This is a genomic window from Embleya sp. NPDC005575, from assembly GCF_040605455.1.
Lineage (GTDB): Bacteria > Actinomycetota > Actinomycetes > Streptomycetales > Streptomycetaceae > Embleya.
Genome location: NZ_JBEXCV010000026.1, coordinates 1 through 19299, shown reverse-complemented (window position 1 = coordinate 19299; position 19299 = coordinate 1). Strand labels below are relative to the sequence as shown.

18 protein-coding genes are annotated in these 19299 nt (G+C 73.1%); 11 read left to right on the top strand and 7 right to left on the bottom strand.

Annotated features, from left to right (window positions below):
• Positions 1-22 precede the first annotated feature (22 nt).
• Entirely contained in the window at positions 23-625 is a 603-nt protein-coding gene (locus tag ABZS54_RS11850) for a dihydrofolate reductase family protein (RefSeq protein WP_355533754.1), read from the bottom strand.
• 213 nt (positions 626-838) lie between these two features.
• On the opposite strand from ABZS54_RS11850, the gene ABZS54_RS11845 reads away from it, so the two are divergent.
• Together ABZS54_RS11845 and ABZS54_RS11840 are read left to right on the top strand one after the other, a co-directional pair.
• The gene (locus tag ABZS54_RS11845) at positions 839-2251 is read left to right on the top strand and encodes an oxygenase MpaB family protein (RefSeq protein ID WP_355533752.1); all 1413 of its coding nucleotides are present in this window, start codon (positions 839-841) and stop codon (positions 2249-2251) included.
• A 271-nt stretch (positions 2252-2522) separates the two neighbouring features.
• A complete protein-coding gene (locus tag ABZS54_RS11840) occupies positions 2523-3185 on the top strand; it encodes a hypothetical protein (RefSeq protein WP_355533750.1) in 663 nt (220 codons plus the stop codon).
• On the opposite strand, the gene ABZS54_RS11835 is transcribed toward ABZS54_RS11840, so the two are convergent.
• The 4 genes from ABZS54_RS11835 to ABZS54_RS11820 all read right to left on the bottom strand — a co-directional run bounded on the left by ABZS54_RS11835 (position 3095) and on the right by ABZS54_RS11820 (position 7360).
• Positions 3095-3955: a pentapeptide repeat-containing protein gene (locus ABZS54_RS11835; RefSeq protein ID WP_355533748.1), complete on the bottom strand. Its 861-nt coding sequence runs from the start codon at positions 3953-3955 to the stop codon at positions 3095-3097. The two genes, ABZS54_RS11840 and ABZS54_RS11835, sit on opposite strands and share 91 nt — an antisense overlap.
• A gap of 200 nt (positions 3956-4155) precedes the next feature.
• Entirely contained in the window at positions 4156-4647 is a 492-nt protein-coding gene (locus ABZS54_RS11830; RefSeq protein WP_355533746.1) for a copper chaperone PCu(A)C, read from the bottom strand.
• Positions 4644-6983: a heavy metal translocating P-type ATPase gene (locus tag ABZS54_RS11825; protein ID WP_355533744.1), complete on the bottom strand. Its 2340-nt coding sequence runs from the start codon at positions 6981-6983 to the stop codon at positions 4644-4646. Before ABZS54_RS11825 ends, ABZS54_RS11830 begins: the two co-directional genes overlap by 4 nt.
• Positions 6980-7360: a hypothetical protein gene (locus ABZS54_RS11820; protein WP_355533742.1), complete on the bottom strand. Its 381-nt coding sequence runs from the start codon at positions 7358-7360 to the stop codon at positions 6980-6982. Before ABZS54_RS11820 ends, ABZS54_RS11825 begins: the two co-directional genes overlap by 4 nt.
• A 326-nt stretch (positions 7361-7686) precedes the next feature.
• Between ABZS54_RS11820 and ABZS54_RS11815 the strand changes: the two genes are divergently transcribed.
• The 3 genes from ABZS54_RS11815 to ABZS54_RS11805 all read left to right on the top strand — a co-directional run bounded on the left by ABZS54_RS11815 (position 7687) and on the right by ABZS54_RS11805 (position 12168).
• Positions 7687-8466: a hypothetical protein gene (locus tag ABZS54_RS11815; RefSeq protein ID WP_355533740.1), complete on the top strand. Its 780-nt coding sequence runs from the start codon at positions 7687-7689 to the stop codon at positions 8464-8466.
• 843 nt (positions 8467-9309) lie between these two features.
• The gene (locus ABZS54_RS11810; protein WP_355533738.1) at positions 9310-9903 is read left to right on the top strand and encodes a sigma-70 family RNA polymerase sigma factor; all 594 of its coding nucleotides are present in this window, start codon (positions 9310-9312) and stop codon (positions 9901-9903) included.
• Between the two features lie 567 nt (positions 9904-10470).
• Entirely contained in the window at positions 10471-12168 is a 1698-nt protein-coding gene (locus ABZS54_RS11805) for a bifunctional 3'-5' exonuclease/DNA polymerase (protein ID WP_355533736.1), read from the top strand.
• A gap of 233 nt (positions 12169-12401) precedes the next feature.
• Here the strand turns inward: ABZS54_RS11805 and ABZS54_RS11800 are convergent, their stop codons facing one another.
• Positions 12402-13400, bottom strand: a complete 999-nt coding sequence (locus tag ABZS54_RS11800) for a helix-turn-helix domain-containing protein (RefSeq protein ID WP_355533734.1) — start codon at positions 13398-13400, stop codon at positions 12402-12404.
• A 139-nt stretch (positions 13401-13539) separates the two neighbouring features.
• Here ABZS54_RS11800 and ABZS54_RS11795 point away from each other — a divergent pair, with 139 nt between their 5' ends.
• On the top strand, positions 13540-14373 hold the full coding sequence (locus ABZS54_RS11795) for a serine protease (protein WP_355533732.1): 834 nt from the start codon (positions 13540-13542) through the stop codon (positions 14371-14373).
• 191 nt (positions 14374-14564) lie between these two features.
• Positions 14565-15509 (top strand): helix-turn-helix domain-containing protein, encoded by a 945-nt coding sequence (locus ABZS54_RS11790; RefSeq protein WP_355533730.1) that lies wholly within the window; start codon positions 14565-14567, stop codon positions 15507-15509.
• A gap of 28 nt (positions 15510-15537) precedes the next feature.
• Here ABZS54_RS11790 and ABZS54_RS11785 read toward each other — a convergent pair whose 3' ends face one another.
• On the bottom strand, positions 15538-16074 hold the full coding sequence (locus tag ABZS54_RS11785) for a TIGR03618 family F420-dependent PPOX class oxidoreductase (RefSeq protein WP_355533728.1): 537 nt from the start codon (positions 16072-16074) through the stop codon (positions 15538-15540).
• Positions 16075-16296: 222 nt separating this feature from the next.
• On the opposite strand from ABZS54_RS11785, the gene ABZS54_RS11780 reads away from it, so the two are divergent.
• From ABZS54_RS11780 to ABZS54_RS11765, 4 genes are all read left to right on the top strand, one after another.
• The gene (locus tag ABZS54_RS11780; RefSeq protein WP_355533838.1) at positions 16297-16632 is read left to right on the top strand and encodes a helix-turn-helix domain-containing protein; all 336 of its coding nucleotides are present in this window, start codon (positions 16297-16299) and stop codon (positions 16630-16632) included.
• An 85-nt stretch (positions 16633-16717) separates the two neighbouring features.
• Positions 16718-17227, top strand: coding sequence for a DUF664 domain-containing protein (locus ABZS54_RS11775; RefSeq protein ID WP_355533726.1), 510 nt, complete (start codon positions 16718-16720; stop codon positions 17225-17227).
• Between the two features lie 271 nt (positions 17228-17498).
• Positions 17499-18170 (top strand): class I SAM-dependent methyltransferase, encoded by a 672-nt coding sequence (locus ABZS54_RS11770; protein ID WP_355533724.1) that lies wholly within the window; start codon positions 17499-17501, stop codon positions 18168-18170.
• A gap of 162 nt (positions 18171-18332) precedes the next feature.
• The coding region (locus tag ABZS54_RS11765) for an FUSC family membrane protein (protein WP_355533722.1) at positions 18333-19299 on the top strand (967 nt) is incomplete at its 3' end.

Here is a 19299-nt window from a genome sequence, read left to right as displayed (position 1 = left end):
GTCCCGGATCCGAAGCGGGGCCTCAACTCGGGCGGACCACCCGGAAGTACAGGTGCGTGACGTGCCGGCCCTCGATCACCCGGGTCGCCGCCAACTTGATCGGGGTGTCGGCGAGGTGGTCGAAGAAGCGGATGCCCGCGCCCAACAACACCGGCACCAGGTTGACCACGATCTCGTCGACCAGGCCCGCGTTCAGGCACTGGCGCACGATGTCCGCGCCGCCCACCCCCACCGACAGGTCGCCCGCCACCGCTCGGGCCTGCGCGACGGCCCTCTCCAGGCCGGTGGTGACGAACGTGAACGGCGCCTGTGGATGCTCGGCGACCCAGTCCTGGGGTACGTGATGGGTGACCACGAACACCGGCACGCCGATCGGGTGGCTGCCGCCCCACCCGTCGGTGAGGTCGAACAGCCGGCGTCCGGTCACGACCGCCCCCGTGTTGACCACCAGCTCGCGCAGGTGCCGGGCACTCGGCTCCGAGGTGCGGAACGTCATCCCCCCGCCCGGCGCGGGCGTCTCCACATTCCCGTTCGAGTACCACTCGAACAATTCCGCCACGTCGTCCGACGAGTCTGCGATGAACCCGTCCAGCGACATCGTCTTCTCGGCCATCACGATTGCCATCCGGCTGCCCTCCTCGGCGGTGGCCCGGCCGACGCCGGCAGCGGTGGCCGGGTCGGCCCTTCCAGTCTCGGTGAGGTCGACCGTGACCGCTTCCGAAACTCGTCGGTGGGGCCGACTCGCGGGCGGAGGTCGGCGGTTTTTCGGATCGGCCACGACGAATGGTGACTAATTGTATCGTCACGACTACATGCCGATCGGCGAGAGAGGCCGCACATGTCGGATACCCCCCGGATGCCGGGCCGCCCCGAACGTTTCCCCGGCGCCGGCTCCCTCAGCTGGCGCTACCTGGGCCAATGGCGCCTGCTGACCACCATCGGTCGGGCGATCGTGCTGGAGACCGCGCATCCGGTGGTCGGTGCCGGCGTGGTGGAGTTCTCCACCTACCGGCGACATCCGTGGCGCCGGGCCGAGCAGACCCTGCTCAGCCTGCAGCGGCTGCTCTACCAGGACCAGGCGGACCGCGAGCACGAGGCCGCCCGGCTGCGCCGGCTGCACGGGCACATCAACGGCGTGGATCCGGACGGCCGGACGTACTCGGCGCTCGACCCGGAAGCCCAGGCGTGGGTGCACCTGACCGTGTTCGACGCGATGGTGCTGATGTGCGAGCTCGGCGGCGATCCGCTCGACGACGAGCGGCAGGCCGAGTTGTACGCGGAATGGCTGGTGGTGGGTCTGCAATTGGGGGTGCCGGCGAGCGCGATGCCGGAGACGGTGGAGGAATACCGGGTCTGGTTCGACGAGATCGTGCGCGAGAAGCTGACGGCCGGCCAAGGGGTCGAGCAACTCCTGGACGCACTCGGGCGGTTGCCGGCGCCGGCGCAGCTGTCCTTCGTCCCCGAGGCGGTGTGGTCGGTTGCGTGCGCGGTGCTCGGCGGCGCGATCCGCACCGCCGTCGCGACCACTCTGCCGCCGGCCTTTCGGGAGCGGCTGGGCGAGCGCGGCCGGGTGCCGTTCGGCGCCCGGACGGTGGTGTCGCTCGCGTGTCGGACCGTGGCGGTGGCCGGCGATCTGCTGCCGACGAAGTGGGTGTACATGCCGCTCGCGGCGACCTACATCGCGGCCAGACGGGAGGCCGGGCGCGGGCTGCGCCGGTTCGGCCCGCGCGATCGCCCGGCCGACCCGGCGACGCAACTCGCCGACATGTTCGTGCGGATCCTGGACCAGACCGGCGACGGGGTGCTGTCCTGGCCCGATCTGGCCGCCCTCGCCCGGGTGTTCAGCGATCGACTGGACCTGGCCGCAGTGGACGAGGAGGTCATGTACGCGGCCTTTCACGCGTGGTGGGACGAGTTGCGTGCGACGGCGGATGCGAACGGGGACGGCGTGGTCGACGCCGACGAGTACCGGGTGCTCGCCGAGGCCGCGCCGGGGGCCGCGATGGCCGCGTTGATGGTCCGGGTGGCCGCCGCGGTGGACCGGGACGGGGACGGCCGGATCGATCAGGCCGACTACGCGCGTCTGCTCGGTGCGGACGGCACGGCCCCGCACCGGATCGGTTGGCTGCACGCGATGGACGCGGACGGCGACGGGGTGGTCACCGTCGAGGAGTTCGCCGAGGCACTGCGCGAGAGCGTGCTGGGCCGGGCCCGTTCGGACACGCTCGAATACGTGCTCGGCCGGGCCTGAGCGTCCCGGCGGGCGCCGGTCGGTGGCGTCTGCGGCCGCGCCGGGCCACGAGACGGCGCCTGGATCCGAGCGACGCGGCCCGGGTCGGTGCCTCGGGTACCGGTCCGGCTCGGGCGCGGAGGGATCGGCGCGCCGCCGGCCCGGTCCAACGGCGCCCGGGCGGTCGCGCGTTCGACCGGTAGGCGTCATGCGGCGCCTTTCTGATCGGCCCTCTGGCTCGACGTGCGGTTCGACGTGCGGTTCGAGACATGCGACAGCGGGAGGCGGCTCGATGAACAATTCCGATGAGGATCGACGCACGTTCACCGAGTGCGACGCACGCACACTGTTGGCCGTGGGCGATGTCGCCGATCCGCCGGTCGAGGGCCACGCGTGGACTCGGCTCGCGGACGCGATGGGCCGGCCGCTGTACACGTTCGAACGCGGGCGCTCGACGAGCCCGGAACCGTGCGCGCCGGCCGGCCGGGGGCCGGTCGAGTCCGCGATCGAACTGCGCGCCCGGACCCGGGAGATCCACACCGGGGTGCTCGGGCACGGGGAAGCGGTGCGGCGCGCATTTTGCGTGCTCGACTCGCTGCTTCCGGTCGGGCCGTGGCAGCGGCGGAGGGAGGCGTTGATCGCGCTGTCGCTGGCCGCCGGTCAGGCGCGCTGCCTGGGCGACCGACTGACCCGGATGCCGAGTCCCACGTTCCCGCGGCCGACCGCGCTCGCCGCGGCGCTGGGGACGGCGCTCGCGGACAGCGCGCGTGCGCTGGACACGGCCCAGGCTCTCCTGCGCGAGACGGCCGATCCCGCCGGGTCGGCGCCGCGTGGCGCGATCTCCGCCGGGGGGGCACGCGCCGGTCACCTCCAGTGGGTGGGGCGGGTGAGGATCGGGGGGAGGGTGGTGTGGGAGTCGCCCTTGGCGGCGTCGAGTTGGGACTGGATGAGGTAGAGGGCGTCGGTGAGGTCCGCGCCGCGCAGGTCCGCGTCGCGGAAGTCGGCGCCGATCACGTCGGCGAGCCGCAGGTCCGCACCGCGCAGGTCGGCGCCGATCAGGTACGCCCCGCGCAGGTTCGCGCCGCGCAGGTCGGCCCCCTTGAGCCGGGCGCCGATCAGATCCGCGCCTCGGCGGTCCTTCTTCTTGCCCCCGACACCGGCCCGGACCAGCTCGCTCGCCCGCAGCAGCAGCGGGTTGAGCTGTTGCCGCAGCGCCCCGATGTCGATCCGGAGCAGCTCGGCGGGCTCGCCACGGGTGAGCCGCTCGGTGTCCTCGTAGGCGGCACGCAGCCGGCCGTGGATCGGGCGCGCCGGTGCCAGGGACTGCGCCTCGTACAGATACCGGAGCAGTTCGTGCAGGTCGCGCATGATCGGGAACACCCGGAACATCTGCTTCGCCGTGTGCGGCGCCCGGCGCCAGTCCTGCCCCGCGTAGGTGACCCGGGCGACCTTCTGTCCCGCGCCGAAGCAGTCGTAGACGGTGCAGCCCGAGAAGCCGATGTCGCGCAGGCGCGTGTGTACGCCGCAGCCGAAGTCGTCCGAGCGCAGGTTGGGACAGGCGCGCCCGGCGGGCTTGTCGAGGGCGAAGTCCGCCGAGGCGGCGAAGGCGGGCGCGACGCAGCACAGCGCGAAGCAGTTCGCGCAGTCGGCGCGCAGGCTGTCGGCTCGTTCGTCGAGGAGGCCCGGATCCCGGCCGGGTACGGCGGGTTCGCGCTGGTCGGACACGGTGTGGGGACTCCTGCCGGATCGGGATGCCGCGAGCCGCCGCTGCGCCGCGCACCCGGGATGATCCCTTATTGTCCCCGGTCGGCTCCCGACCCTTCGTCGGGGCGGGTCGTCCGCGCGGGCCGCCTCCGCGGTGACCACAGGCCGCGTGACGCCACCGCGCGGTGTCCGGGCGCAGCGGGCCGTAGGGGTTCGGGCGGTCAGGTCGTTTTGGCCGGAGTCCAGGTGCCGGGGCGGATGACGACGGCCGTGGTGTGGATCGGTGGGCTGTGCCGGAAGCGGAGGGTGAAGGGGACGACCTGGCCCGGCGTGAGTTTCGGGGGTGTGCCGAGCATGATGTTGGCGCCGCTCGCGGTCATGCCCAGGAGGCCGTTGGCCGGAATCGGCAGGGACTCGGTCATCCACATCCGACCGGCGTAGCCGGTGTAGGTGTGGAAGCTGAATCCCACGTCGTCGGTGATCGGTGTGCTGACCGAGACGAGTTCGTCGTCGGCGGCACCGGAGTTGCGGATGGTGAAGTAGGCGGAGGTCGCGTCGGCGTTGGTGGCCAGGTGCACGCGACCGTCGCTGATCGAGAGCTTCGGGGCGCTGCCGGCTTGCCCACCGGCCGTCCAGGCGGTGAGCAGGGCCAGTGCGAGGGCTGCCGCCACGAGGGGGCCCGCGACCGTCTTGAGCAGGGCGAGGGGCTTCACGTCCGGTCCTGGCTCGCGTCGTCGGAACGGCGGTCGCGGCGGCGGTCGGAGCGCGGGTCCGTGCCGCGATCGGCACGGTGCTCGGGACGGCGGTCGGTGCGGAATCGGGTCAGCCGCAGGCTGTTGCCCACCACCGCCAGCGAGCTGACCGACATCGCCGCGGCGGCCGGCATCGGATTGAGCAGGCCGGTCACCGCGACCGGGATCAGCAGCACGTTGTAGCCGAACGCCCAGCCGAGATTGGCTCGGATGGTGCCGGTCGTGCGCCGGGAGAGCCGGATCGCGTCGGCGAGCGCGCTCAGGTCGTCGCCGACCAGCGTGACGTCCGCGGCGCCGATCGCCGCGGCCGTACCGCCACCCATCCCGATACCCAGGTCCGCCGCGCCCAGCGCGATGGTGTCGTTGATCCCGTCCCCGACCACCGCGATCGCCCGGCCGGACTGGTCCCGGCGCAGGCCCCGGACCAGGTCGGCCTTGTCGTGCGGGTCCAACTCGCTCAGCACCTCGTCGATGCCCACCGCGTCGGCGATCGCGCGCGCCGGCCCCGGACGGTCGCCGGTGGCCAGGATCACCGTGATGCCGAGCCGATCCAGGGCCCGGATCGCGCCGGCGGCCTCCGGACGCACCGAGTCGCCCAGCACCAACACCCCGGCCGGCGTGCCGTTCACCGTGGCGAGCACGGCTGTGTCCCCGGCCGCGTCCGCTTCGCACAGCACCGCCCGCAGGTTCACCGGCAACGATGTCACGTCCTCGGCGCCCGGCCGCAGCACCGCCACCCGCGACCCCTCCACCAGGCCGCGTACGCCGGTGCCCGGTTCGGCCGCGAAGTCGGCCACCGGCGGCAACGGGCCGAACCGCTCGGTCGCGGCCCGGGCCACGGCCCGACCGATGGGATGCCCGGACGCGGCCTCGACCGCGCCGACCAGGGACAGCAGTTCGCCCGGATCCACCCCCGGGGCCGGCTCGTGGCGCAGCAGGCTCATGCTGCCCGTGGTCAGTGTGCCGGTCTTGTCCACCACGACGGTGCCCACCCGGCGCAGCCGTTCCAAAGCGGCGGGTTCGCGGATCAGCACGCCCATCCGGGCACCGCGACCGGTCGCGGCCAGGATCGCGGTGGGCGTGGCCAGGCCCAGCGCGCACGGGCAGGCGACCACCAGCACGGCCATCGCCGCGCCGGCCGCGGCCTGCGGATCGCCGCCCGCGCCGAGCCAGAAGCCCAGCACGGTCACCGCCGTCGCCAGCACGGACGGCACGAACACGCCCGCGATGCGATCGGCCAGGCGCTGCGCGCCGGTCTTGCCGGCCTGGGCCTCCTCGACCGCGGCGGTGATCCGGGCGAGTCGGGTGTCCGCGCCGACCGCCGTGGCGCGTGCGGTGAACCGGCCGCCCTCGTTGACGCTCCCGCCGGGAACCGGATCCGCCGGGCCCACCTCCAGCGGCCGGCTCTCCCCGGTCAGATGGGACACGTCCAACGCGGAGCGGCCCTCGACCACGACCCCGTCCGCCGGCACCCGCTCGCCCGGACGCACCACGAACACCTGACCGACCGTCAAGGACGCGGTCGGCACGGTCACCTCGACCTCCTGGCCGCCCCGTCCCGGGTGCAGCACGGCGGCCTCGTCCGGGACCAGCGCGGCCAACTCCCGCACCGCCGATCCGGTACGCCGGCGCGCCCGCTCCTCCAACCGGCGGCCGAACAGGACGAACAGGGGTACGGCCACCGCGACTTCGAGATATGAGTGGGCCTCTGTGCCGGTCGCGGACGGGAGCAGGCCGAACGTCATCCGCATCCCGGCTTCGCCCGCGCCGCCCACGAACAGCGCCCACAGGGACCACCCGAACGCGGCGAGTACACCCAGGCTGACCAGGGTGTCCATGGTCGCGCCCGCATAGCGCAGCCCGTGCAGGGCTCGCCGGTGGAAGGGCCACGCACCCCAGGTCGCCACCGGCGCGGTCAGCATCAGGCACAACCACTGCCAGTTGGTGAACTGCCACGCGGGCACCATGGACAGCACCAGGACCGGGACCGCGAGCGCGGCGGTCAGCAACAGGTCCCGTCGGCCGTGGTCCGGCTCCCCGGCGCCGGCCGGTCGGGCCGCGGCGGGGGTCGCCGTCGTCAGGGTGGCCGAGTAGCCGGCTTCGGTGACCGCAGCCAGCAGTTCGACCACGGGCACCGACGCGGGATGCACCACCCGCGCCCGACCGGTGGCCAGATTGACCGTCGCGCTGACCCCCTCCAGCCGGGACAGCCGTCGTTCGACCCGGTTCACGCAGGCCCCGCAGGTCATCCCGGACACGGTGACGTCGGTGGTGAGCAGGGCCGCCGAGGTGGTCACACCGCACCTCCGCCGAGCGGGAGAGTGCGCGCCGCGTCGGCGGGTGCGCCGAGCGCGAGAGCGGGCGTTGCGCCGGCGGGTCCGCCGAGCCCCATCCGGCCGTGTCCGCCGCCGCCCTCCTCGCCCATCGGCACCGGGGCTCGGGGCGGACCGGGCTTGCGCAGGTCGGGCGCCACCGGCCCGGCCTGGCGCCCGACCGCGAACGCGACGACGAACAGCAGCACGAGCAGGCCGAGGAAGGCGAGCACCGTACGGGCAGCCGAGGTCGACCCGGCCGACCCCGAGACCGCGTTCGCGGCGGGACGCGCGGTAGCGGTACGCAACGACAGGGGCCAGGGGCGGTTCCGGGCGTCGGGTCCGCCGGCGAACACGGGCATGAATCGGGCTCCAGGGATCGAACGGCGGGACGGCACGAGGGCTGCGCGGGCATGTGCATGGGTTGTCGGGCGCGGGCACCCCGGTAGTCGGCCGGCGATGATCTCCGGTTCCCCGTCCGCCGGGATTCCCCTACGGGGATGTGGAATCGACCGGAAATACCCATGACGGGCAAGCTTTATCACGAATTGCCCGAAATCAAGACCGGAACGGGCCTGCCTCGAAGGCGCGTTCGGGCGTGGTTCGGGAAGGATTCGGGAGAAATTCGGGAACCGGCCGGGCACCCGAGGGTTCCGGTGCGCCCGGCGGATGGGAACATGACGTCACCATGCCTGCCCGGTCCGTGCTCCGAGCCGTTCGCGCCGCGATCTTCGCGGTGATCTGCGTGCTGCTCGCGTTGTTCGGGCACACGTTGATGTCCGACGCGTCGATCCACTGGGCCGCACCCGTCGGTGCCGGCGTCGGCATCGGCATCCTCGCCTGGGCCGTGGCCGATCGCGAGCGCGGTCTGGGAGTGATCACCGGCGCGGTACTGGCCGCCCAGGCCGGCCTGCACACGTTGTTCACGCTGGCCCGCCAACCGGTTCCCGAACCGACCGGCGCGGCCCGCTTCCGCGACCAGTGGCTTCAGGTCCTTTTGTGCAACGACGACCGACCCGGCGACGCGCCGACCCGGTCGGTCGCCGAACTCCTGATTCGGATGCGCCTGGACCCGAACCTGGCCGGGCAGTCACCGGAGGCGGCCGGTTTCGGTCGAGCGCCGTCCGGCGGACACCACACCGCCGGCGCCGGTGGGATGAACCACGAAGGCGCGTTGACGGCGGTCATGGGCAACGGCGCCGGCGGCATGTTCGCCGCGCACGTGCTCGCCGCACTCGGCTGCGGCGTGTGGCTGCGGCACGGTGAGAAGGCCGTCTTCCGGCTGCTGCGCCTGCTCGCAACGATGGCGGGCACCGTGGTGCTCGCCCTGGCCGGCGCCTGGACGGCGCCGGTCGCCACCCGACTGCCGGGGATGCCCCGCGCGCGCGATCGCGGCCAACGGGCCATCCCGAAGTGGGTCTGCCGCCCGCTGCCGGGCCGCGGGCCGCCCGCCGCGCTCTTCGCCTGAGCCGTCCACCCGACCCGCGTGCGCTGGCACGACCCGGTCGCGTTCGCCTCGCCCTCGGCGCGGTGAGCGAGTCCGGCGCCGTGTCGACGAGTGCGTGTTCGCGAGTGTCCGTTCGCGCGTACTCGTTCGTGGCCGCCGCACGGCGCGGGGCCGCGCCCGGAAGGGGCGCCCGGTCCGCGTCGGCGCCGCGCCCAGGAGTGTGAGTACCGCGCCCGTGAGCGTGAGCCCGTGCATCGGCCCACGTTCGCGGTGAGCACCCGCGACCGAGCACATCGCGTGCGCGACGCCGACCCGGAACGCATCCGCGTCGCCGCCGGTGGACCCGGGCGTACCCGCCACCCGAGGAGCGCCCACCGCGCCGCCCCGCCCGTCGCCGTGTCCGAATCCGACATCGCGCGCCGAGCGGGCCGGTCGCGTGCCGAGGCGCCGTTGGGTGATCCGCGCACCGCCGTCGAGACCGAGCCCGCGGCTTCCGCGCCGTACTCGGCTCCGGCGGGCGTCCCGCCCACCAACCCGGCATCGATCCGCCTCGGGCCCGATCGATCGCCGCTCGCATGACGAGGACGTGAAACGTGACTTCCCTGCACCCTTTCGACCACCCGGCATGCCGGGCCGACCATCCGCCGACAAGCGATCGACAGCGCGCGCATCGTGCGCTCCGTCCGCATCGCGCGCACTCGGCCGGGGTGGCGTCGGCGGCGCCCGACGACCGCACGCCGCCCACGGACCGGGCCTTGAGAGTCCACCCGCCGACCGACCGCCGGCCCGTGGCCGTGCACCGGGCCCGGCGATCGTCGACCACGAACCGCTCGACGTACTCCGTCCAGGGTGTGGGGGTATCCGGTGCATGACCTCGACCTGACCGCACGGGCCCTGGCGGGCGCGGCCGGCGACCCGGACGCCGTGGACGACTTCGTCCGGGGTACGCACCGCGACGTGTGGCGCTTCGTGGCGTATCTGACCGATGTACAGAGCGCGGACGACCTCACCCAGGAGACGTATCTGCGCGCCTGGACGGCCCTTCCTCGTTTCACCGGGGCGTCCTCGGTCCGCACCTGGCTGCTGTCCATCGCCCGGCGCACGGTCGTCGACCGCTATCGCGCCGCGGCTGCCCGGCCGCGGACCGCCTCGGTCGAGGACTGGGTCGAAGTCGCCGAGCGCCGCCAGGACATCTCCCGTCCCGGCTTCGAGGAGGGGCTCGCCCTGGACGACCTGTTCGAGGCGCTGCACCCGGCCCGCCGGGAGGCGTTCGTGCTGACCCAGGTGCTGGATTTCGGCTACGCCGAGGCCGCCACGATCGCGGGCTGCCCGATCGGTACGGTGCGGTCCCGCGTGGCCAGGGCCCGAAGCGACCTGATCACCCTGCTGCGCGACGCCGAGGCCGCCACCTACGAGGCACCTGAACACCCCCCGGCCATCGCCCGCCGAGCCGGCTGACCCCACCCGACTCGGGCGAGGACCACCGACTCCTCGCCCGAGCCGGACCCCCGAGCCCCCTGGTCGCGGGGGAGCGGCACGCCGCGTAGGCCGCATGGGCCGGGGGTGGGCATCGGCCCGGCGCATTCGTGCGTGCGTGTGCCGCGCGGGTGGACGCGCTCCGGTATGGGCCGGCGCCGGTGGCTTGGTCAGCCGTGTGGGGTTACGCCTTGCGGGCCTGCCGGTGCCCACCGGCCCACCCGGACCGGCGCGGGTGGACCGGCCCACCCGCGCCGGTCCACCCGTGCCGGCACCCACGCCGTGACTGCCCGCCGAACCGGCACTCGCACCTCGGGCCGCCCCGGCCCCGTGTACAAGCCCGCCGTGCGGTGTTCTCGGGTGGCTCGTGGCGGTGAGGTCGACCGGTGGTGTCGGTTCGGGCGGGTAAGGTGCGGCGGTTGGTGGGGTTGTTGGTTGTGGGTGATTCGTCCGTATCGGATGCGTCGGGAGGAGGTCGGTCGTGGATCGGGTCGGGTGCGGCGTGTCGGCCGGCGGCGCGTGTTGAGGCCGGTCGCGCCTCGGGTCGCGATGGCGCCCGACGCGTACGGGCACGGAGGTCGGCTGCAGCCGCTGCGCGATGACGGCGTGCCGTCGGGGCCCGCCGCGCAGGTCGGCGACCTGGTCGCGGCGATCGCCGATCTCGAGGCCGCACCGGTTCCGCCGAGGTGGGTGTGGGCTTCGGCGGAAAGCGCGTACGCACCGCTGCTGCCCAGCCGGGTCGCGCGCTGCCACGACCTGGCGCTGGTCGAGTCGCTGCTGCTCGCGCACGAGGGCCGATTCGGCGAGCCGCGCTCGCTCGGCGCGGCCTGGGCCCGGCTGAAGGGCCTGCCCGTACCGGACGACCTGCCGATCGGCGCCGCCGACGCGCAGGACAGCCTGTTCGTCCCCGACCGTCAACGGCTGCCCGCCGGCGCCGACGCGCTCGATGCCGTGGTCGCGGTACACGCCGACCAGTTGCGCCGCATCGAGGCGATCGAGGACCCCGCCCGGCGTTCGCGATTTCGGCTGCTGGTCGCCGCCGAGTCGGCGGGTGGATTGGTCGCGGCCGAGATGGCCGCCGACGGTCTGCCCTGGCGGGTCGAGGTGCACGACGCGCTGCTCACCGAACTGCTCGGCACCCGCCCTCGGGTGTCCGGGACACCGCCGCAGCGACTCGCCGACCTGGCCGAGCAGTTGCGTGCGGCGCTGGGCGGGCGCGCGTTCAACCCGGATTCGCACGCCCAGGTGATCAAGGCGTTCGCCGACCAGGGCGTCCGGCTCACCTCGACCCGCACGTGGTACCTGCGCGACATCGGCCACCCGGCCGCGGATCTGCTGATCAAGTACAAGGAACTCGCCCGCCTGCACGCCGCGCACGGGTGGGCCTGGCAGGACACCTGGGTGCGGGGTGGTCGGTTCCGCCCCGAGTACGTGGTCGGCGGCGTGGTCACCGGCCGCTGGGCCGGACGCGGAGGGGGCGCGTTGCAGATCCCGCGGGTCCTGCGCGGCGCGGTAGTGGCCGACCCGGGTTGGCGGCTGGTGGTTGCCGACGCGGCCCAGCTCGAACCGCGCATCCTTGCCGCGATGTCCCAGGACTCCGGCCTGGCCCGCTCCGCCGCCGCCGGCGACCTGTACGAGGCGCTGGCCAAGGCCGCCTTCCAGGGCGACCGGGCCAAGGCCAAGCTCGGCCTGCTCGGCGCGATGTACGGGCAGACCAGCGGCGACATCGGGCCGCTGCTGGCCACGCTGCGGCGCCAGTACCCGGACGCGATGGGCTACGTGGAGGCGGCGGCACGCACCGGCGAGGAGGGCGGCATCGTGTGCTCCCGGCTGGGCCGGACCTGCCCGCCGCCGTCCTCGGAATGGCTGGACCTGGCCGAAAGCGGCATGGGCGAACCGTCCGGCGACCGCGGGGGTGACGATGCCGGCGCCCGGTCTGCCCGCGCCCGAGGCCGCTTCACCCGCAACTTCGTCATCCAGGCCAGCGCGGCGGACTGGGCGCTGGCCCTGCTCGCCGCCCTGCGGCGCCGACTCACCGCGTACGACGCGGCGCCGTCGGGGCGCCCGCACCTGGTCTTCTTCCAGCACGACGAGATCATCGTGCACAGCCCGGCCGACCTCACGGACGTGGTGGCCGCCGCGATCGTCGAGGCCGCAGCCGAGGCCCGGACGTTGGTGTTCGGCGATACACCGGTGCTGCTGCCGCTGATGCCGGCGGTGGTGAATACGTACGCGGAGGCCAAGTAGGCGTCCTCGGGCGACCCGCCCGGCGGATGTAGCCGCAGGTGGGCCGGTCCTGGGGCCGGGTGGGCGCGCTACCGGGCTCGATGCGGCGGGGGTGGGCGGTACTCGGGCCGGCGAGGGGCTTTCGGTGCCCACGGCGGTGGCCACGCTGCTCGGGGACGGGCCGCCCTCACTGGCCGCGGGGCTGTTTCTGCTCGGGGTCGCATGGCCGCCCCGGCGCGCCGCTGCCCCGCCGGTCATGTTGGGCCCGTGAGGTCGGTGACGAAGGTGCGGAAGGCTGTGCGGTAGGTGCTGGGGGTGGTGCCGGTCAGGCGTTGGAAGTGGCGGCGGAGGTTGGCGGGTGTGCCGAGGCCGGTGAGTGTGGCGATGCGCTCCACCGGATCCTCGGTGCGTTCGAGGAGCCATTGGGCTCGTTGGATTCGGGTGCGCAGCAGGTACTGGAGCGGGGTGAGCCCGGTTTCGGCGTGGAAGCGACGGGTGAGGCTGCGTACGCCCAGTCCCGCGTGGGCGGCGATGTCGTCGAGTGTCAGCGGGTGCCGGAGGTTGGTCTCCATCCACCTGGTGGTGGGGGCGATGCTGCTGCCGGGCGGGGTGTAGGCGCTGTACGCCGCGTTTGCCGTGGCATGGCCCGTGAGGTCGGCGGCCGGGTCGTGGAGTTGCAGGAACAGTTGCCGTTCGGTCTCGATGGCCACTGCCACACCGTGGTCCAGGGTGATCAGTTCGAGGCAGAGATCGACGCCTCCGAGGACGCCGGCGGCGCTGTGGAAGGGGCCGTCCGTGACCACCGAGCCCTCGGGGTCGACCTCGATCCGCGGGTGGAGCCGGGCCAGTTCCGCGGTGTCCCGGCGGCCGGTCGCGGCGCGGCGGCCGTCGAGAAGGCCGGTGGCCGCGAGCGTGAACGTGCCCGTGCCGACCGCGCCGATGCGGCAGCCGCGTGCGGCGACGGCACGAAGCGCGTCGACGATCTCCGGCGGCGGTTCTTCCCGGAAACGGGTGTGCCCCGGCAGCAGCACGGTGTCCGTGTCGTCCAGGCTCGCCAATCCGTCCAGTCCCCAGGGGGTGTCGATGTGGAAGGACGCGAGGCCGCCCGTCGCCTCGAAGCCCGGAGCGGTGCAGATCCGCACGTCGTAGGCGACCGGAGGGTGATGCCGGGCGGCGGCGCCGAACGCGAGTCCGGGTGCGGTGAGCTGGTGCCCCGGGACCCCGTCGAGGACGAGGACGGCGATCACTGGCATGTCCGGAATCTAGCCGAGGATGACATCGGAACGGCTGTTTCCGTTCTGGCGTGGCGCCGAGGATGACTGGGACGAGGACGGACGCGGGGGGACGTCCGGCCCGTGTTCGGCAGCACCACCATCCTCGAAAGGTCGCCCCATGCCCCATTCGAACACCCTCGATGCCCGCCCCGAGCGCCCGCGCCGCCGGCTGCTCGCGAAATCGATGGCGGCGGTGGGCGCGGCGGTCGTCCTGGGCGCCACGGCCATGGCCGGCAGTGCCGGGGCCATCGTCAACGGGCAGGATTCGACGCAGAGTTACCCGTTCATGGCGTCCATCCCGGAGGTCGCGGCAGGGGTCGACGCCCAGTGCGGGGCGACCCTGATCGATCGGCAGTGGGTCCTCACCGCGGCACACTGTGTCGACACCGCCAACCTGCCGATCGTGCTGGACGGGACGGTGCGAATCGGCAGCCCGAACCGCACCACCGGGGGCACGGTCCGCAAGATCGACAAGATCGTGATGCACCCGGGCTACAAGCTGGACGACCCCAACAAGAACGACCTCGCGCTGATCCGGCTGGATCGCCCGGTCGCCCAGAAGCCCGTCAAGATCGCCAAGAAGGCCGGACCGGTCGGCACACCCACCCGGATTCTCGGCTTCGGCACCACCGTGGACAAGGACCTCGACCACGCGGTGTTCCCCAACCGGCTCCAGCAGTTGGATACCCGCCGAGGCAGCGAAGCCGAGTGCTTCGACCGCGCCGGGGCGACCCGACTGTGCACCGTCAGCCGGAAGCCCGGGGCCATGGCGTGCTTCGGCGACTCGGGCGGGCCGCAGCTCCAGCGTGGCCGGGACGGCCGCTGGGAGCTGATCGGGACCACGTCGGGCGACGGTGACGGCAAGGAAGGTTGTGCGACCGGCCCGGGCCTCTACACCAACGTGACCGTCTACTCGGACTGGATCCGCAACACGATCCACCACAACCACTGACCCGAAGAGCCGAGCCCGCGCCGGTGGCCCCCGTTCCGGGCCACCGGCGCGGCGTGGTCGGGCCTGCCCCAAGCGAACGTCGCACTCGGCCCTGCCCCAACCCACCCGCGCGCGGCGCGGTGTGCCCCCGACACGGCCCCGGCGACCGCCGCACCGGAGGATTCGAGGCAGGGCGGCATTAGATTCCAGCTATGTCAGTGATCGCCGTCCTGGCCCTCGACGGGATCCCGGGGCATCAACTCACCACCCCCGGCCTGGTGTTCGGGACCGCCTGCCGTGACCACCCGGGCGTGGCGTACGAACTCAGGCTCTGCGCGGCTCCCGGCCTGCGGGCCACCGGTGCCCCGGCCGCGCTCCGGATCGCCACGCCGTTCGGCCTCGACGGCCTCGCGGACGCGGATGTCGTACTGGTTCCCGGGCACGACGGCCATCGCGACGAGCCGCCGACCGGCGTTGCGGCCGCGTTGCGTGCGGCGGCGGCGCGCGGGAGCCGGATCGCCGCCGTCGGCACCGGGACGTTCACCCTCGCCGCGACCGGACTCCTCGACGGACGCCGCGCCACGACCGGATGGCGGTACCTGGAGGAACTGGCCGGCCGGTATCCCGGGATCGAGGTGGACCCGCTCGGCACGGTGGTCGAGGACGGACCGTTCCTGACCGCGGCGGGCGTCTTCGGCGGCTTGGACGTCTGCCTGTACGTACTGCGCGGCGACCACGGCCCGCGCGTGGCCGACGAGACCAGCCGCGAACTGATCACGCCGCTGCACACCTACGCCTACGACGTCCGGGACACCATCGACCGGGAAGTCATCGAAAGTGTGGGCCTCGAACCCACCCTGCGCTGGCTGGAAGCCAACCTGCACCATCCGCTGACCGTTGCCGACATCGCGGGCCACGCGCGGACCAGCGTCAGCAGCCTCACCCGCCGCTTCCACGCCCACACCGGTCTCAGCCCGCTTCAGTACCTGCTCCGTGCCCGCCTCCGCGAGGCCCGACGCCTGCTGACCGAAACGGACGTCCCCGTCGAGCGCATCGCGGCCCGTACCGGATTCACCTCACCGGCCGCCCTGCGCCGGCACTTCCGTGCCCTCACCGAAACCACCCCGCGCGCCTACCGCCGGGCGCATCGCGAGTAGGGCCCAGGGCAAAACGGGGCGCGCCGGCTCACGCGCCCGGGATGTCCAGTGCCGTGCCGTACAGGCGGGTGACGGCCAGTCGGATCACCACCCGTCGCTCCGCGACGGCGCCGGCGAAGAAGGTCCTTTCGTCGGCCGGGCGGAACTCGGCCGGGACCATGGCCAGCAACTCGCGACCGGTGGCGTCCCCCGGAACCGTGGTCGGCTCGGTGACCTCGGCGTCCCCCTCGGCGACCGCGAACGACCACACGTTGCCGCCGGACACGTGCAGCGCGGCGTTGGCGTTGCGCCGGACGTGGTGTGGCTTGGCGCGGTCGGCGGTGGTGGAGAAGCGGATCACCCGGGCGGCCGGATCCCAGGCGAACAGCATGTTGGACAGGTGCGGCCGACCGTCCCGCTTGATCGTCGCGAGCGTGCCGATGCCTTCGCGAGCCAGGATCTCCAGCACCTCGTCCTCGGTGAGCGGTCGGGGCGGCGGGCCGGCCGGAGCTTCCTCGGCGGGACCCACCGGACCCGCGGGATCCGTCGTGGCGGCTTCGTTCTGCGGGGTTTCGACGGCGTTCATGGTCTCTCGTCCTCACGTTCGGTGGCTGCTTCGTTGTTCACTGAGCCGATTGTTTGTGACCATGACGGTTTCGCGTAAGGAGGCACTTTGAAGTCCCGGAGTAACACCGATGTACCCGTCCAGGTCACAGGGGTTCCCGCCGCCGGAAACACCGCGGGGGACGACCGGGATCGAGCGCCCGAGCCAGATCCGGATCGGGTCACCTGGGCGAACGCGTGTCAGGTGGTCGAAACGCTCGACCACGTCGCGGGCAAGTGGAGCATCGGCATCCTGGTGTCGGTCGCGGAGGGTCCGATCCGGTTCACCGAACTGGAACGCGCGGTACCGGGGATCAGCCGACGCATACTCACCCTGAACCTGCGCCGGCTGGAGCGCGACGGGCTGCTGACGCGCACCGTGTACCCGACCGTGCCGCCGAAAGTCGAGTACACCCTCACCGACGTGGCGCGCGAGCTGACCGCGTCGCTCACCGGCCTGGTCCGCTGGGCCGAGCGACACAGCCCGACCATCGAGGCGGCCCGGCAGGTGTACGACCGGGAGCAGGCTGGGCAGGAGTAGCAGGGTCGATGGGGTCGGGCGGGGCAGTCGGGTGGGCCGGCGCACCGGGCATCGAGCGGACGAGCGGAACGAAACGAGGAGTTCGATGAACAGCGCGGAGCTATTGGTCGACGGGTTCGGCCGGGTGCGCGAGGTGGTGCACGAGGCGGTCGAGGGGCTGACCCCCGAGCAATTGGCCGAGCGGCTCGACGACGACGCGAATTCGATCGCCTGGCTGATCTGGCACCTGGCCCGGGTCCAGGACGACCACGTCTCGGACGTCGCGGGCCTGGAGCAGGTATGGACGGCGCAGGACTGGCACGGCCGATTCGAACTGCCCTTCCCGGTCCGGGCGATCGGGTACGGGCACGACACCAAGGCGGTGGCCTCCGTACGGGTCGACTCGGCGGCGTTGCTCACCGGCTACTACGACGCGGTCCACGAGCAGACCATCGCCTTCGTACGCGGGCTGTCGGCCGCCGACCTGGAGCGGGTGGTCGACGAGGCATGGACGCCGGCGGTCACCCTGGGCGTGCGGCTGGTCAGCGTGATCGCCGACGACCTTCAGCACGCGGGGCAGGCGGCGTTCATCCGCGGCATCCTGCTGCGCCGGTAGCGCGCGGAGCCGGGGCGTCCCGAACCGGAGGTGTCCCGGATCGGGGGCGTCCCGAACCGGTCGGGCGTGTTCGTATTGCGCATCCGCTCCCGCGCATGCTCCCGGTACCCGCTCTCGCGCATGCTCCCGGTACCCGCTCCCAGCGCCTGTTCTCGGTATCCCCTTCCGGCTCTGCTCCGCCGCACCGCTTCGAGCCCCGTCCCACTCCCGCTTTCGCTTCCGCTTCCGCTTCACCGTTCCGTGTTCCGCCGGCGAAAGGACGCCCCCCTCCATGAGCCCCGAATCCGCCTCGCACTCTCCGCTGGCTCACGGTCCGGAGTCCCCGGCCGCCGCTTTGTTCGATGCCGTCGGAGCCGGGTACGAGACCGCCTTTGCGGATTTGCCCGAGCAACTGGCCGCGTTGGACTGGCTGATCGCCGAGCTCGGGCCCGGCTCGAAGGTGCTCGACATCGGGTCCGGTACCGGCCGGCCGACCGCCGAACGCCTGGTCGCGGCCGGACATCGGGTCACCGGGATCGACGTCTCGGCGACCATGGTCGAACTGGCCCGGGAACGGGTCCCCGGGGCCACCTTCGAACAGTTGGACGCGCGTGATCTGGTCGACGACGACGGCGCGTGGGACGCGGTGTGCGCGTTCTTCGCGTTCCTCCAGTTGCCCAGGGCCGACCTGGACGCGCAATTGGACCGGCTCGGCGCACGCCTGGTGCCCGGCGGCCTGCTCGCGTTCGCGACGGTGCCGGCCGAGGCGGACGGCGTGGAGATCGAATGGTTGGGCCACCGGGCTCGGGTGACCAGCCACAGCACCGAGGAACTGCTCGTGCGGCTGCGCGCGGCGGGCCTGGAGATCGTCCACCACGGGGTCAGCGTGTTTCGGCCGAATCACCCCGCCGCAGGCCCCGAGGAGCAACTCTTCGTGCACGCACGCAAGTCCGCGCCGGCCTGAGTACGCGGCCCGCCGAAGCCATCCGCGGCCGGGCGCCGGGCAGGGCGGGGCGGTCGATCGTGCCTGGAACGGGCTCGGTAACGTGGTCCGCGAAGCGGAATGCCGTACTTGTTCGGCCCCGCGCGCCTTGTCCGCTCACCTCGTCTTGCTCGGGATCCTGTGATGACCATGACCGAACGCGACGATCCGAGTGGCCGTGGCCGCGCCGACGGTGCGCGGGACGCCGAAGACGGTGATGCGCGATCGGGCAGGCTCGCGCCGCCCGAATGGCTCATCCTGACGCTACGAGCCAACCCGGGCCCGATGCCGAAGGCGGCTGCCGTGCGCGCCGCGATCGGTATAGCGGTGCCGCTCGCGGTCGGCGTGGCCGTCGGGGACAGTGCGTCCGGAGCGTTGGTGGCCATCGGTGCGCTCGGTGCGGTGTTCGGGGACACCGCCGATGCCTACCGGCTGCGGGTGCTGAACATCGCCGTACCGCAGATCGTCGGCGCCATCGGACTCGCGCTCGGCAGTTGGCAGTTCGGACACGGCTGGTCGGCTGTCGCGCTGTTGACGGCGGTTGCCCTGGTCGCCGGGATGATCAGCACGATCGGTGCGGTGGCCTCCGCGTCCGGCCTGAACCTGTTGTTGATGGCAGTGATCGGCGCGGGCCTGCCGATGCCGTCGCCGTGGTGGCGGGCGCCGATGCTGACCCTGCTGGGAGCCGGGTTGGTGCTGGTGATGGCGTTGCTCGCGTGGCCCGCGCGCTCGCGCATTCCCGAACGGGTCGCGGTGGCCGATGTGTACGACGCGGCTGCGGACCTGCTGGCCTCGGCCGGCACGGCGGAGTGGGAGACGGCTCGGGCCGAGGTGACGCTGACCCTCAACCACGCGTACGACCTGCTGCTCGGCCGGCGAGCAGTGGCGCCCGGACGTAGTCGCGGCATGTCGCGCCTGGTGGCGCTGTTGAACTCGGTCGGTCTGTTGGTCGAGGCGGCCACCGCGGTACACGCCGAGGACCGGTCGGTGGGCGAGTCCGATGTGGCCGCGATGCGCGAGATCGCGGCGGCAGTCCGCGGTGGCACGGTGCCGTCCGGGGCCCTGCCGACGGCCGCCGCGACCGACCCCGCCGACCCCGCCGACAGATCGG